This is a genomic window from Arcanobacterium urinimassiliense, assembly GCF_900119495.1.
Lineage (GTDB): Bacteria > Actinomycetota > Actinomycetes > Actinomycetales > Actinomycetaceae > Arcanobacterium_A > Arcanobacterium_A urinimassiliense.
The window spans coordinates 1,194,667-1,208,494 of sequence record NZ_LT632435.1 but is presented as its reverse complement, the minus strand read 5'-3'; the positions used below and the strand labels follow the sequence as shown (position 1 = coordinate 1,208,494).

Annotated in this window: 12 protein-coding genes; 8 read left to right on the top strand and 4 right to left on the bottom strand. The window is 48.9% G+C overall.

Features of this window, described 5'->3' with window-relative positions:
* Positions 1–4 precede the first annotated feature (4 nt).
* The 3 genes from BQ7117_RS05475 to BQ7117_RS05465 all read left to right on the top strand — a co-directional run bounded on the left by BQ7117_RS05475 (position 5) and on the right by BQ7117_RS05465 (position 4,113).
* Positions 5–1,000, top strand: a complete 996-nt coding sequence (locus BQ7117_RS05475) for a LacI family DNA-binding transcriptional regulator (RefSeq protein WP_073996557.1) — start codon at positions 5–7, stop codon at positions 998–1,000.
* A gap of 27 nt (positions 1,001–1,027) precedes the next feature.
* The gene (locus BQ7117_RS05470) at positions 1,028–1,990 is read left to right on the top strand and encodes a ribokinase (protein WP_073996556.1); all 963 of its coding nucleotides are present in this window, start codon (positions 1,028–1,030) and stop codon (positions 1,988–1,990) included.
* Between the two features lie 194 nt (positions 1,991–2,184).
* Positions 2,185–4,113, top strand: a complete 1,929-nt coding sequence (locus BQ7117_RS05465; RefSeq protein WP_073996555.1) for a SpaA isopeptide-forming pilin-related protein — start codon at positions 2,185–2,187, stop codon at positions 4,111–4,113.
* Here the strand turns inward: BQ7117_RS05465 and BQ7117_RS05460 are convergent.
* Together BQ7117_RS05460 and BQ7117_RS05455 are read right to left on the bottom strand one after the other, a co-directional pair.
* Positions 4,110–5,969, bottom strand: a complete 1,860-nt coding sequence (locus tag BQ7117_RS05460) for an MFS transporter (protein ID WP_084789933.1) — start codon at positions 5,967–5,969, stop codon at positions 4,110–4,112. The two genes, BQ7117_RS05465 and BQ7117_RS05460, sit on opposite strands and share 4 nt — an antisense overlap.
* Positions 5,970–6,016: 47 nt before the next feature.
* Complete coding sequence (locus tag BQ7117_RS05455) at positions 6,017–6,502, bottom strand: MarR family winged helix-turn-helix transcriptional regulator (protein WP_073996554.1); 486 nt, start codon at positions 6,500–6,502, stop codon at positions 6,017–6,019.
* Between the two features lie 230 nt (positions 6,503–6,732).
* Here BQ7117_RS05455 and BQ7117_RS05450 point away from each other — a divergent pair, with 230 nt between their 5' ends.
* From BQ7117_RS05450 to BQ7117_RS05435, 4 genes are all read left to right on the top strand, one after another.
* The gene (locus tag BQ7117_RS05450) at positions 6,733–7,578 is read left to right on the top strand and encodes an SDR family oxidoreductase (protein WP_073996553.1); all 846 of its coding nucleotides are present in this window, start codon (positions 6,733–6,735) and stop codon (positions 7,576–7,578) included.
* A 12-nt stretch (positions 7,579–7,590) separates the two neighbouring features.
* A complete protein-coding gene (locus BQ7117_RS05445; RefSeq protein ID WP_073996552.1) occupies positions 7,591–8,481 on the top strand; it encodes a transketolase in 891 nt (296 codons plus the stop codon).
* A 3-nt stretch (positions 8,482–8,484) separates the two neighbouring features.
* Positions 8,485–9,453 (top strand): transketolase family protein, encoded by a 969-nt coding sequence (locus BQ7117_RS05440; RefSeq protein WP_084789932.1) that lies wholly within the window; start codon positions 8,485–8,487, stop codon positions 9,451–9,453.
* 129 nt (positions 9,454–9,582) lie between these two features.
* A complete protein-coding gene (locus BQ7117_RS05435) occupies positions 9,583–10,743 on the top strand; it encodes an MFS transporter (RefSeq protein ID WP_143273977.1) in 1,161 nt (386 codons plus the stop codon).
* Here the strand turns inward: BQ7117_RS05435 and BQ7117_RS05430 are convergent.
* A complete protein-coding gene (locus tag BQ7117_RS05430; RefSeq protein WP_073996549.1) occupies positions 10,740–11,627 on the bottom strand; it encodes a LysR family transcriptional regulator in 888 nt (295 codons plus the stop codon). The two genes, BQ7117_RS05435 and BQ7117_RS05430, sit on opposite strands and share 4 nt — an antisense overlap.
* A gap of 51 nt (positions 11,628–11,678) precedes the next feature.
* On the opposite strand from BQ7117_RS05430, the gene BQ7117_RS05425 reads away from it, so the two are divergent.
* Positions 11,679–12,839, top strand: a complete 1,161-nt coding sequence (locus tag BQ7117_RS05425; protein WP_143273977.1) for an MFS transporter — start codon at positions 11,679–11,681, stop codon at positions 12,837–12,839.
* Here the strand turns inward: BQ7117_RS05425 and BQ7117_RS05420 are convergent.
* On the bottom strand, positions 12,836–13,723 hold the full coding sequence (locus BQ7117_RS05420) for a LysR family transcriptional regulator (protein WP_073996549.1): 888 nt from the start codon (positions 13,721–13,723) through the stop codon (positions 12,836–12,838). The two genes, BQ7117_RS05425 and BQ7117_RS05420, sit on opposite strands and share 4 nt — an antisense overlap.
* Positions 13,724–13,828: the final 105 nt, after the last annotated feature.

Below are 13,828 nucleotides of genomic sequence, written 5' to 3'. Positions count from 1 at the left end.
AAAAATGGGCGTCACGATTAGAGATATAGCTCAAGAATTGGGCATTAATATTTCTACTGTTTCGCGCTGCCTCAACAACTCCCCGCAGGTATCAGAAAAAACGCGTATAAAGGTACTTTCTACTGCTCGTCACCTCGGCTATCGCCGCGATGCGCGCGCCCAGGCTTTGCGTACTGGAAAAAGCGGCATAGTCGGGGTGGTGGTAGGAGATATCGTCAATCCGTTTTTTGCCCAACTTGCCGATCAAATCGAGAAAAAAGCGCGTGCCCTCGACTTACGGATCATGATTTGTAATGGGGGTGAAGATCCTCTTAAACAGGAGCAAGCGGTAGCTGCTTTGCTGGAGCAACACGTAGATGGGTTACTGTTGACTCCCGCTGGTTCACCTACGAGTGTCTTGCGGAGCTACGTAGCGGAAATTCCGACGGTGGCGATAGATCGCAGTCTGGAAGCTGAAAACGTAGATACCGTGGTTGCAGATGACGCCCAAGCCGTTACCGAGCTGATGCAGTATCTAAAAAACGGAGACTATACCTCTGCTGTAGTGATTTCTGGCCCGTATACCACCAGCACCGGCCGTATTCGCCAGCGTTTATTACAGCAGGGATTGAGCGAGATTGGAGTGAAAACTCGCACGGTCAATATCGCCTATCAGGAAGAATCTGGCGAAAAAGCCATAGTGGAATTTATACAGGAAGGCGTGCCAGATTTAGTGCTCTGCGCTTCCGGAGTGATTACGTTAGGCGTCATTGAGGGGCTACGTAGCCGGGGGATACGGGCCGGGGTTGACGTAGATATTGTTACCTTCGATCGGCTCGCTTGGCTCTCGGCTGCTATTCCTGCTGTGATCACTATCGATACAAAAATCACGGAAATGGCTGATTTGGGGATGCAGATTCTCCAACAACGAATAGCGGGGTATACGGGCGCCCCGCTTATAAAAACTGTAACTTCTCAACTAGTACTACCGGAAACTAGTACTACCGAAAATAGTTGGTGAGCCGTTTCGGCAGCCAGCGAAGGGAATATTATGAATATCGAAGAAACTAAAACTACTGCGCGGGAAGTGCTCGCTCTCTTAGGCAATCCTGTAGTGGTGGTTGGGTCAATTAATGCAGATTTAACTGTAGAAACTGCGCGTTTGCCACGCCCAGGAGAAACCGTGCCCGGAGGCCCGCTGGCGACTTTGCCGGGCGGAAAATCGGCTAATCAAGCGGTGACTTGTGCCCTGCTCGGGGCAAAAACTAGTTTTATCGGAGTGCTGGGGAGAGATGCACACGGTGATTTGCTCTATCAATCTTTGCGTAATGCTGGAGTGGATCTTTCGGGTACTTCACGTGTAGACCATCCTACGGGCTCGACACTTATTACGGTAGATTCGCAAGGGGAAAATACCATCGTTTACTCGGCCGGAGCAAATGCTGCTTTGAGTGAAGGGCAGGTATCTGCACAAGCAGAGGTAATTAAGAGCGCGCGGGTATTGGGGCTGTGCTTAGAATCTCCGCTAGAGGCGGTACAGGCGGCGGCGCGTACTGCTCATGAGGCCGGTATAGAGGTAGTGCTAAATTATTCGCCAATCACTACCGTTTCGGAGTCTTTATTAAAATTGGTCGATGTACTGATTGTAAATGAGCATGAATTGGCAGTTTTAGCGGGTGCTCCAATTGATCCTGCCAATCATGAAGAATTGCAAGCTGCGCTGGAAGGTCTCGGCTTTGCGCGCGCAGTTTTGACGCTGGGGGCAGACGGAGCCTTAGTGCTGGAAAACGGAGTTTTTGTGCCGATTCCTGCCTTCCCCATAACTGCCGTGGATACTACCGGCTCGGGAGATGCTTTTATGGGTTCTCTGCTAGCCGCCCTCGCGGCAGGTGAATCTCTTGCCCGGGGAGCATGCCTCGCTAGTGCTGTAGCGGCTTTAGCTGCTACCCGTATGGGGGCGCAGGCTTCTTATCAGCCTGCAGCAGTAGTCGCGGATTTCTTAAATAATTAAGGTTTTATTTTAGGAATGCGGCGTCTGCGGGAGCGCATATCCCAAAGGAATTTATTTCAGAGTGTTTGTTTCGAAGGAGTATTTTTTCCTACGGGTGGATACTCTCTTTGAAGTGGGCATTTAATTTCTCTCCAGTCGATTGTGGTAGATTTTGAGAGCGGAATAGTTAAAAATGCAATCTTTATAGGAGAATTATGGCGCAGCCTTCTTCGCCGAAAAAAGTACTCATAATTTTTTCAGTAATAATTTTAATGCTGCTGGCACTGGCGCCGACTTTTGCGGCGCGCGCTGCGGCGGCGGATCGCCCATTTCCTAGCTACGACCTCAGCTTCCAGGAATTACACGGAGAAGTGGGAGCAGACGGCTCTTGTGTACAGCCAGCTGATCCGAAGGTTACGCATTTAACTACTCTGGCATTTCACGCAACTGTAAAGCCATGTAACGGCGTGCGCACCACAGTGAAATTTTATAGTTCACTTGGAAAAGATGAATATCCTACTCTAGAGTTCCGTTGGGGTACTACCTGGCAGTATTTAGATAAGAATAAGCCCGGAGAAAACTACATTTGGAAACCGATAGAAAATCTCACCTATGATGGCAAAGCTGTGCCGGAAGAAAAATATCCGGTTAATGATTTCAATGCGGTCACTGAGGAGTGGGGTGGCGATCGGCGGATGTCGGGCGGGTGGTTCCGGCCGCGGCATTTTATTTTTGAAGATTCTTTTGGCGACGGCGAAGTGCACACTTTCCAATACGATGCTTGGGTGCCGGCTACTGCCAGTGAAGCTGGGCTCACCTGGGGTACCGGTTCTACTGGCGACGGCGGTGGCTCCATTGGGGCTACTGCTAACGGTTTAACGGTAGATGCGAATGATTATCCACTTGCAGCAGCAGATTTCCGCTTTGTGAAAGATGCCGATTATCGCTTATTCCACGGAGTAGATGCTAAGAATAAGAATCTTCCGGGGCGTGAATTTAACCGAAGAATTACTTTAGGCGATGAAAAAACTCCTTTTGATCTTATTTCTTGCCTAGAAGATCGCCAGCTAGCGGGGATGCGCGATCGGATAAAAACTAAGGAAATTTATCCCGAGCTTCCCTACGATACGGAAATTCCTTTTATAGAGGAAGTACAGGAATTGGGCCTTGCGGCTTGGCCTTATGAATTTTCGCTCACGAATCGGGTGCCTGGTAAATATGATCCTATGGCGGGATTGCGGCTTATGAATTACAACAATAGCGGGCATAATCCGCAGCAAGGGCATCGTTACGGATTCGATAGTTATGAGTTGAGCAATCCAGGGAAAGCGAATTTGCCTTATCGCCCGACTATTGAATCAATAATTCGAGATATTCCTACTTATAAATACGTAGATAATGATTTAGATACCATTCCTGTATTGGATGGAATATATCCCGCTATCGATTTAGCTAATCCTTTCGATGAAGATAAGACTCCAAACTATAAAGCGGGGAAAAATATCTTTTATGCCGTGCACGATTCCGGTGCTTCTGTGCAGCATTTCTACTATACCTATAAGCCGGTATTGGGTACGTTCAAGCTAGAAAAAACTGATAAAGCTGCTGGAACACCGGTGGCGGGAGCCCGTTTTAAGCTTTATAAAGAACCGGATATGAAAGAGTATCTGCCGGCTGCAGAGGGCGGATATAAATGTAAAAAGGAAAATCTGCCGGAACTCGTAGACTTACAGGTATGCAAGAGTACCGATCCGAATAGTTGTGAGACTAAGAAAGTTTTACCAGTTGCAGTGCCTGGCGGTGAAAAAGACGGAAGCTTTACTTCCGATAGTGAAGGCTCTTTTATTCCGAAAGAAAATAACTGGATGGAAAGTGGCACTTATTTCTTGCAAGAAATTTCCGTGCCTGCTCCCTATGTGGTAGGTAATCCTATTTCACAATATAAAGTGAATTTTAATGAGCCGAAGGAAGGTGAAGCGCTCTTTCCGGCGATTTTTGCGGTGACTAATGAAAAAGATACCCCACCACCGCCCCCGCTTGCGAAGACTGGTATCAACGCAATTGCAATAGGGGAGTTTGCGGCGGGGGCGGCGCTCTTGGGAGTAATTATCTGGAGAGTGCAGCGTAAGCGGCACAGCTGCTAATAGTTCTGCCCTCCAGATTCCTCCGCTATTCTTGCGGTGATTTCTTTTTTGCTGGGAAGTCCCGCTAGCAGAATAATTCCCGCGAGGGAAAGTAAAGTGTAGAACCAGAAGAGGCGGACGAAGCCTTCATTTAAGCCAAGCTGGAATGCTGATTCTATCTGCGCGCGATTATTCTCGATATCTGCCAGGTATTGAGAATGGGCAGCTGCAAAAGCCGGCGGAATCGATCCCATTTTTTCCTGCATCTGCGCTGCTTGCTCGGAAAATATATAATCAGCCAATTCTTTAGAGCGATCTACCACGTTGGTCACATCGGCCGTCTTGATTTTGTGCTGTAAAGATTCTGGTAAATCACTCATCTGGAAGCTAGGCGGCATCGCTCCCGCCATTTTCTTTTCGGAATTTCCCGCTATTTTCCCTGAATTTGCTGTAGGCGGCGAATCAACCGCCATTGGAGATCCAGTGGAATCGGTAGGCATGGCGGAGTTAGATACTGCGGCGGCGGGCGGTATCGGCATTTCGGGGAGAGCGGCCATTACTTTTCCGGAAAGTCCGCCCATAGCGGTGGCCAGTAACCCCACTAGAATTGCGGGAGCGAGTGTGATGCCGAGCGAGCGAATTAGTGAGAGGGTAGCTTGCCCGGAATTGGCGTCAGTCTCCGGCACCAGATGCAGTACTAAGTAGGTGAGCGGAGCTCCCATGAGGAATCCTAATCCGAGACCCATTACAAAAATAGAGATAGAAGTAGATAGAAGACCAGGATAAGGGCTTGCCCAGAAAATTAACAGGAAGCCAGCGGCGGCGGCGATAGCGGTGCCTAATCCCAAAATTAAGCGCGGACCGAAGCGGTCGGTGAGACGCCCGCTGATAGGCGCTCCTATTGCAGAAGCAACGCCGATAATTATGGTCGGGTAACCACCGGCACCAGCAGGCAAACGGAGAGAATTTTCGGCAAACTGCGGAATAAACATCACCGTCATCATTAAGATGCCGGAGAGGGCTCCGAAAAGCAAGGTGGTCGCCATATTTATGGTAGCGAAGTACTTAAAGTTAATAATGGGGTCTTCGGCGTGATTTTCGGTAATCCAAAATGCCGGTATTAGTGCCAAAAATATTAAGAAACCGAGCCAGACGTTTTTATCTTGCACAGAGGTAGCTATTTGCGTGAAATCCAGATTCTGGAAAGCCCAAAGCAGTGCAGTAATCATTATGACGAGGAAGAATATCCCCGGGAGATCCAATTTGCGAGCCGAGTTTTCCAGTTCTTGGGGGAGTGCCCAGATTCCCAGCACCACCACGAGAAGTGCAATAGGTACATTGATGTAGAAAATCCACTGCCAATTTGCTTGCCCGGCAATATCTAAAATTAACGAACCGGCAGAGGCGCCAAAGACCGAAGCTACTCCATATACCATTCCTACTAGTCCGAGTGCCATGCCACGTTTAGCGGGTGGTACGGTGGTGCCGACGGCTGCAGTGGCTACCGGAACCATTCCGCCCCCGCCGATTGCTTGAATGGCGCGGGAAGTGAGTAGCAAGGGAAGAGAAGAAAAATCTTGGGCGAGCCCGCAGCCGAGTGAGCCGATTCCAAATAGGCCAATCGCCAATACATATACTGGTTTGCGCCCAATAATATCGGCAATTTTTCCAATAACCGGAATAGCGGCGGCGTAGGCCAGAGTGTAGATAGTAAATATCCACACTCCCACTTTGTCATCTACTCCGAGGCCGTTCTGAATTACCGTCCGTGCCGGGTTCACTATCCCCATATCGAGTGCACCCATTCCGATGCCGGCAAGATAGAGCGTTAGTACTAAACCCCAGCGTTTTGGGGCAGTAAAATTTTCTGTATTCATGATTTTCTAATTTCTATAGTGCGATAAAAATTAATTTTTGAAATGAATTAGTCTTCGAAATGATAAGTGCGGGTAAGAGATCCCATAAACTCCTGCAACATGCTAGAGAAAGTAGCTAATTCTGCACTGGATCTCTCTGCGAATAATCCTGTCAGCCCTTCCTGCATCGGAGCAGTAAAATTATGGCCAATTTTTCCGCCACTTTCGGATATGCGTAATACCGTTTTGCGCCGGTCTTTCGAATCGGTTTCGCGGTATATGTAGCCGGATTCTGCGAGTCTTTCAGTTAGATAAGTGACGGCTGCTCTCGTTATATGTAACTGTTCGGCGAGTTCCGAAGGAGAGAGCGGGCGGTTAAGAAGTTCTGCTTGCCAAATTTGCAGTAGCGCTTCGCCGTCTTTACTGTGCATCCCCAAATTTGCTGCATAATGGTTGATTAAATCGTGCGAGGTAAAAATGAGGCGGTGTAGCTCAAAGATGAGTTGGTTTAGCTCCGCAGAGTGGGTGGAGTTAGCTGCAATATCCTTATCCATGTAATTAAGTATATTAATAGTTAAGTTACTTAATCAAGTTAAGATGTGGTTCGACTTCGACTTTTTGGCTATATTCTGCGGGTATTCTTTTTTGGAATACCCTCGTCATAAATAATATGTATTAGAATTCACATTTTTCTTTCGTTATGGTGAAAGTGATGCATTAAAGAAGATGCAGCGGCTCAGAAAATTTTTGAGCAGTATCTTAATGGCGAGAGGATGGCTGAATAATGGCCGAATTTTACGATCGTTATGTTAAAGATGCATGGCGAGAGCCTGACTTTGATATATATAAGAAATTTTCCTTAGCTGGAAAAGTAGGTATGGTTACGGGCGGCGGTGGCGGCATCGGACGCAACACTGCAGCTGCTTGGGCAGCGGCTGGTGCGGAGGTGGCCCTGGTGGATATTCCTGCTGCCCGAGAGCGTATAGATAAATTAGCTGCCGAGCTGGCGGAGAAATTCTCGGTGCGGGTAGAGCCTTTCTACTGCGATGTTTCCCAGCCAGAACAGGTAGAAAAACTGCGGGTAGATTTAGTGGAAAAGATGGGCACCATAGATATTGCCCATATCAATGCCGGAATCTGCATGATGGGTGACGATGTCGATGCCTCGCTAGAGGTGTGGAATAAAACCGTCGCCGTGAATCTGACGGGTGCGCATCTTACCGGGCAAATGGCGCAGCAGATAATGCGCGAGCACGGGCACGGTGGATCAATTATTTTTACTTCTTCACTTTCGGGTTACAACGCTAACTTCATTGGCGGTGGACCTTCCCCTGTATACACCTATGGTGCTACTAAAGCAGCTATTTCGCAGCTGGCGCGGTACATGGGTGCTGCTTTAGCTCCCTACAATATCCGGGTAAACACCATTGCTCCCGGGTATGTGTGGTCGGGAATTCATGAAGGAGTAATGAACGAGCAGGGGCATGATATGTGCCTAGAAGTAGTGCCGATGAAACGTTTCGGGCTTACCGGAGATTTACAAGGTACTTTACTTTTCTTGGCCAGCGATGCCTCTTCCTATATCACCGGAATAAATATTCCGATCGATGGCGGATATTCAATTTATTAAAAAGGAGTACAGATGTCTGTAGTTAAAATTGACAGCGTCCCGGAACTGGTAGAGAAAGCCGGCGAGATTCGCCGCAAGCTCGCTCTCGGTACCCGGCGTATTGGAAATGTGCATATCGGCGGACCGCTTTCCGCCACGGATGTAGCAGTAGCTCTCTACTATAAATATCTGGAGTTCGATCCGGATAATCTAGACGATCCAGAGCGGAATCGCTTTATTCTGAGTAAAGGCCACAACGGAATCTTACTCTTCACCATTTTCTGCGATATGGGAATGTATGAGTGGGATTTGCTTTTAGATACCTACAATACGATTGGTCATCCCTTCGGTGCCCACCCCAACCACAATACGGTACGGGGAATTGAAGTATCTACCGGTTCGCTAGGGCACGGACTTTCCTGGTGCTGTGGTATCGCCACCGCCAATCGGGATAAAGATATTAAATCGCGCGTATTTACCCTGCTGGGTGACGGCGAAATGGAAGAAGGCTCGAACTGGGAGGCCATTCAGTATGCGGCTTCCAAGGGGCTAGACAATATTGTGGCAGTAGTTGATTACAACCACGCTTCTGCCGCTTTCAAAGCTGGCGAAAATATGCACTGGGGAGAAAAAGGCGGGCCAGAAGGCTTAGCTGATTGTTTCCGGGCTTTTGGCTGGAATGCACGGGTAATAGATGGCGCTGATATGCGCGAAATCGATACGGCACTTTCGGAGCTGCCGGAAGTTACCTTACAGGGCAAGCCGAATGTAATTATTTGCTCCACTATTAAAGGACAGGGTATTAAGTTTATGTCTGACCGCCCCGTCGCCTGGCATATTGGTGGACTAGATGATGAGCATCTGGAATTGGCATTGCAACAAATTGATGAATACACGGCGCAACGGTTGGCGGAGGTGCAATAAATAATGGCAGGATTTAATTTTTGTTCTGGTGATATGGGTGCCATGATGGAATCCAAGGGCACGATGACGGCAGAAATTCTCGATATGATCGAGGAAGATAAGCGGGTTGCTTATATTAATTCTGACGCAACTATCCAGAGCGGACGGATGGGCGAGCTAATGCGCAAGTATCCGAACCGGGTGCTGGATGTGGGAATCGCCGAAATGAATATGGTGACGATGGCTGCTGGTTTAGCTAAAGAAGGCTATATTCCATTCGTGCAGACCTTCGGGCCTTTCCTCTGTGTACGAGCCCTAGATCAGATTCATAACGACGTGGCCTACAACAACTATCCAGTGCGTCTAATTGGTACGCACGCCGGTATTTCCTCCGGGTATGGCCCTACACACAATACGATCGTGGAATTCGGAATTATGAATTCTATTCCGAATATGACCATGATTGCGCCGGCAGATGCGGTGCAATGCCGGAAGCTGCTGCGGGCATCTCTGGATTATGATAAACCGATTTATATTCGGATTCCACGTGGTGAAGAGCCAATCGTCTACGATCAGAATCTGGAATATGAGATTGGGAAAGCAATAGAAGTTAAAGCTGGAAAAGATTTGACCTTTATTGCTACCGGCATGGGAGTGCGCGGAGCCATCCAAGCTGCACAAGAGCTGGAGAAAGAGGGCTTCGATATTGGCGTACTCGATATGCATACGATTAAGCCGGTCGATAAAGAGGCTATCTGCAAGGCAGCCAGCTCTACTGGGGCCATAGTGACCATTGAAGATCACAATATCCTCGGCGGATTGGGCTCTATCGTGGCTGATGTGCTGATGGAAGCCGGAATCTATACTCCGCTTACCAAGATTGGTATTCCGGATGAGTTTGTGAATTTCGGTTATCCGGAAGAACTTTATCCCTACTACGGCATGGACGGGCAGGGAATTGCTGCTACAGCACGGAAAGTGCTGCGCGGCTAGTTGGCAAATTTGCGGAGGAGCGGTTTTCCGCTCCTCCGCTTTCCATTTACCTCCCAGAGCGGAGGCCTCTTCAGAAATGAGTTATATATGAAAAACGAGTCATCTTATAGGTGGGTAGTTTTAGGCGTTGTGAGCTTGACCGTTTTCGTTGGCGGTTTTACCCAGTTCATGGTGGCCCCCTGGGGAGCAGAGATTGCGCAAGAACTAGGCTTTGCTGCTCCTAATATTGCCGGTATTGTGCTGGCTCCGATGATTGTAGGTGTGCTCTTTAGCTTGCCAGGTGGTACTCTTGCTGATCGTTTCGGTGTGAAAAAAGTATTGACGGCGGCGCTAATAGTGGCCACTTTAGGCGCATTTTTGCGCATCTGGGCAGATTCTTACGGGATGCTCTTCTTTAGCATGTTCCTCTCGGGTGCTTCCGGTACGCTCGCAATGGCAAATTCTCCGAAGATTTTGAGCGCTTGGTTTAAGCCAGAATCTTTAGGCTTAGCTTTCGGAATTTTCATGGCCGGCGGCGGTCTCGGATCGACGATTGGTATGGCGGTAGCGCGGTTGTTCCCCACCTACGGGCAGGCATTCTGGGTATCAGCTTTCATCATGTTGGCTGTTTTGATCCTGTGGGTGCTCTTACTAAAAGATCGCCCAGAGGGAGTGGAAGCTCCGCCGCGGGCAGCTTCGGCTATTTCTGGCCTAGCGAGCGTAATTAAACTGCCGCATGTCTGGCTGCTCGGAGCGGGAATGGCTTTCTTTACCGCTGCTAATATGACGTATTCTTCGCTGTTGCCGACGGGCTTACAGGCTGATAAAGGTATGACGCCGGCGCAGGCGGGAGTAGCTGCTTCGGTTATTATGCTCGGCTCTTTACTCGGCAGTTTGGGTGCGCCTATTGCTTTGAAGATTTCGCGCGGCCTAGCCAAACCAGTAATTCTCAGCAGTGGAATAGCCGGAGGTGTATTCCTTTTCCTCGCTTGGTTTACTGCGCCAAATCCGGTATTTATGCTTTTCCTCTGCTTGGGTGGAATTTCTCTCGCCATGGCAATGACGGTAATTATGTCTGGGCCTTCGCAGCTGCCGGAAGTGACTCTACAGTCGGTAGGTGCCGCTGGCGGGCTTATCTCTACTGTGCAGATGGCGGGTGCTTTCGCCATTCCTACTTGGATTATTACCCCAATCGGGGGCGGCAACTATACGCTAATTTTCCTGTTGGGAAGCCTCTGCTCTCTGTTAATTACCGGTGCGCTTGCCTTTATCCCAGAGTTTAGTAAAGCTCGGCAAGGTGCAAATAATTAAGCAAAATGCGTGCGCAGGAGTTCGAGAAATTCTTGCTCTACTGCGCAAAGCTCTTCGCTCCGACGCCGTACCGCAATAAGTTCGGTTTCGGCGTCGGAGCTGGGAGATACAGGAATGCAACGCAATGGGGCGGGGAAGCAACCGCGCGTCCACTTCGATACGAAAAGTAGCGAATCAGTGTGGTGAAGAAAATCTTGGCAAGCCGCAATTGAATTAAAGGCGACGATTTGATCAGTGGGAGAGTAGCTGCGGGAAAAATCATCAATCTGCATATCTAAAGTGAGCAGGCTACCTTTTTCCACTTCGCTGCGCGGCACGGCTTTTGCATTATAGTAAGGAGATTGCGGGCCTGCGCATACGTATATAGGGCCAGTATCTAACGGGGTAATTTCGAGAGTGCGGATATCGGCTGGCCACATAAAAGTTTTATCGTCCAGTGCGGTGCGTACTAAAATTCCGAAAGTTACTTTTCCGCCCGTCACATTTTCTATTACTTCGCTGCGATTCGTCTGTTGTAGATTAAAGCGCAGCGAATTATCTTTATTGTGCAGATAAGCGTCTAAAAAAAGTTTTGAAATGAAATCGAATTGCTGGCTGGCTACGCTGAGTCGTTGGATGCGGGCGGCATCTTTATTTTCCAGCGCCAATCTCATATGGGCTACTGAGGTAGTTATTTCGCGGGCGTGCCGCAGGAATTCTTTCCCGTCTGCTGTGAGCTGTACGCCGTGTGGAGTACGGAGAAAAATTTTCGTGCCGAATTCATGCTCCAGTGCAGCTACAGATTTTGTAAGGCTAGGTTGGCTAGTAAAAAGTTCATAGGCAGCCTGCGTGATTGATCCGCATTCTGCCACTTTAATAATCTGTTCTAACTGTTCAAACCGCATCTGGAGCTGCCTCTATAGTTACNATCTTATAGGTGGGTAGTTTTAGGCGTTGTGAGCTTGACCGTTTTCGTTGGCGGTTTTACCCAGTTCATGGTGGCCCCCTGGGGAGCAGAGATTGCGCAAGAACTAGGCTTTGCTGCTCCTAATATTGCCGGTATTGTGCTGGCTCCGATGATTGTAGGTGTGCTCTTTAGCTTGCCAGGTGGTACTCTTGCTGATCGTTTCGGTGTGAAAAAAGTATTGACGGCGGCGCTAATAGTGGCCACTTTAGGCGCATTTTTGCGCATCTGGGCAGATTCTTACGGGATGCTCTTCTTTAGCATGTTCCTCTCGGGTGCTTCCGGTACGCTCGCAATGGCAAATTCTCCGAAGATTTTGAGCGCTTGGTTTAAGCCAGAATCTTTAGGCTTAGCTTTCGGAATTTTCATGGCCGGCGGCGGTCTCGGATCGACGATTGGTATGGCGGTAGCGCGGTTGTTCCCCACCTACGGGCAGGCATTCTGGGTATCAGCTTTCATCATGTTGGCTGTTTTGATCCTGTGGGTGCTCTTACTAAAAGATCGCCCAGAGGGAGTGGAAGCTCCGCCGCGGGCAGCTTCGGCTATTTCTGGCCTAGCGAGCGTAATTAAACTGCCGCATGTCTGGCTGCTCGGAGCGGGAATGGCTTTCTTTACCGCTGCTAATATGACGTATTCTTCGCTGTTGCCGACGGGCTTACAGGCTGATAAAGGTATGACGCCGGCGCAGGCGGGAGTAGCTGCTTCGGTTATTATGCTCGGCTCTTTACTCGGCAGTTTGGGTGCGCCTATTGCTTTGAAGATTTCGCGCGGCCTAGCCAAACCAGTAATTCTCAGCAGTGGAATAGCCGGAGGTGTATTCCTTTTCCTCGCTTGGTTTACTGCGCCAAATCCGGTATTTATGCTTTTCCTCTGCTTGGGTGGAATTTCTCTCGCCATGGCAATGACGGTAATTATGTCTGGGCCTTCGCAGCTGCCGGAAGTGACTCTACAGTCGGTAGGTGCCGCTGGCGGGCTTATCTCTACTGTGCAGATGGCGGGTGCTTTCGCCATTCCTACTTGGATTATTACCCCAATCGGGGGCGGCAACTATACGCTAATTTTCCTGTTGGGAAGCCTCTGCTCTCTGTTAATTACCGGTGCGCTTGCCTTTATCCCAGAGTTTAGTAAAGCTCGGCAAGGTGCAAATAATTAAGCAAAATGCGTGCGCAGGAGTTCGAGAAATTCTTGCTCTACTGCGCAAAGCTCTTCGCTCCGACGCCGTACCGCAATAAGTTCGGTTTCGGCGTCGGAGCTGGGAGATACAGGAATGCAACGCAATGGGGCGGGGAAGCAACCGCGCGTCCACTTCGATACGAAAAGTAGCGAATCAGTGTGGTGAAGAAAATCTTGGCAAGCCGCAATTGAATTAAAGGCGACGATTTGATCAGTGGGAGAGTAGCTGCGGGAAAAATCATCAATCTGCATATCTAAAGTGAGCAGGCTACCTTTTTCCACTTCGCTGCGCGGCACGGCTTTTGCATTATAGTAAGGAGATTGCGGGCCTGCGCATACGTATATAGGGCCAGTATCTAACGGGGTAATTTCGAGAGTGCGGATATCGGCTGGCCACATAAAAGTTTTATCGTCCAGTGCGGTGCGTACTAAAATTCCGAAAGTTACTTTTCCGCCCGTCACATTTTCTATTACTTCGCTGCGATTCGTCTGTTGTAGATTAAAGCGCAGCGAATTATCTTTATTGTGCAGATAAGCGTCTAAAAAAAGTTTTGAAATGAAATCGAATTGCTGGCTGGCTACGCTGAGTCGTTGGATGCGGGCGGCATCTTTATTTTCCAGCGCCAATCTCATATGGGCTACTGAGGTAGTTATTTCGCGGGCGTGCCGCAGGAATTCTTTCCCGTCTGCTGTGAGCTGTACGCCGTGTGGAGTACGGAGAAAAATTTTCGTGCCGAATTCATGCTCCAGTGCAGCTACAGATTTTGTAAGGCTAGGTTGGCTAGTAAAAAGTTCATAGGCAGCCTGCGTGATTGATCCGCATTCTGCCACTTTAATAATCTGTTCTAACTGTTCAAACCGCATCTGGAGCTGCCTCTATAGTTACTCGGTATTTAGAATATTTTATTCCATTGGGTGGCAAATATGTAAGGTGAATATCTAAAGGTAAATTTCGATTTTTTATTTGCA

Bases quoted from the DNA above. Each gene is read 5' to 3' on its own strand.
- BQ7117_RS05475 (WP_073996557.1), top strand. From the start codon at position 5: ATGGGCGTCACGATTAGAGATATAGCTCAAGAATTGGGCATTAATATT.
- BQ7117_RS05465 (WP_073996555.1), top strand. From the start codon at position 2,185: ATGGCGCAGCCTTCTTCGCCGAAAAAAGTACTCATAATTTTTTCAGTA.
- BQ7117_RS05460 (WP_084789933.1), bottom strand. From the start codon at position 5,969: ATGAATACAGAAAATTTTACTGCCCCAAAACGCTGGGGTTTAGTACTA.
- BQ7117_RS05455 (WP_073996554.1), bottom strand. From the start codon at position 6,502: ATGGATAAGGATATTGCAGCTAACTCCACCCACTCTGCGGAGCTAAAC.
- BQ7117_RS05450 (WP_073996553.1), top strand. From the start codon at position 6,733: ATGGCCGAATTTTACGATCGTTATGTTAAAGATGCATGGCGAGAGCCT.
- BQ7117_RS05445 (WP_073996552.1), top strand. From the start codon at position 7,591: ATGTCTGTAGTTAAAATTGACAGCGTCCCGGAACTGGTAGAGAAAGCC.
- BQ7117_RS05440 (WP_084789932.1), top strand. From the start codon at position 8,485: ATGGCAGGATTTAATTTTTGTTCTGGTGATATGGGTGCCATGATGGAA.
- BQ7117_RS05430 (WP_073996549.1), bottom strand. From the start codon at position 11,627: ATGCGGTTTGAACAGTTAGAACAGATTATTAAAGTGGCAGAATGCGGA.
- BQ7117_RS05420 (WP_073996549.1), bottom strand. From the start codon at position 13,723: ATGCGGTTTGAACAGTTAGAACAGATTATTAAAGTGGCAGAATGCGGA.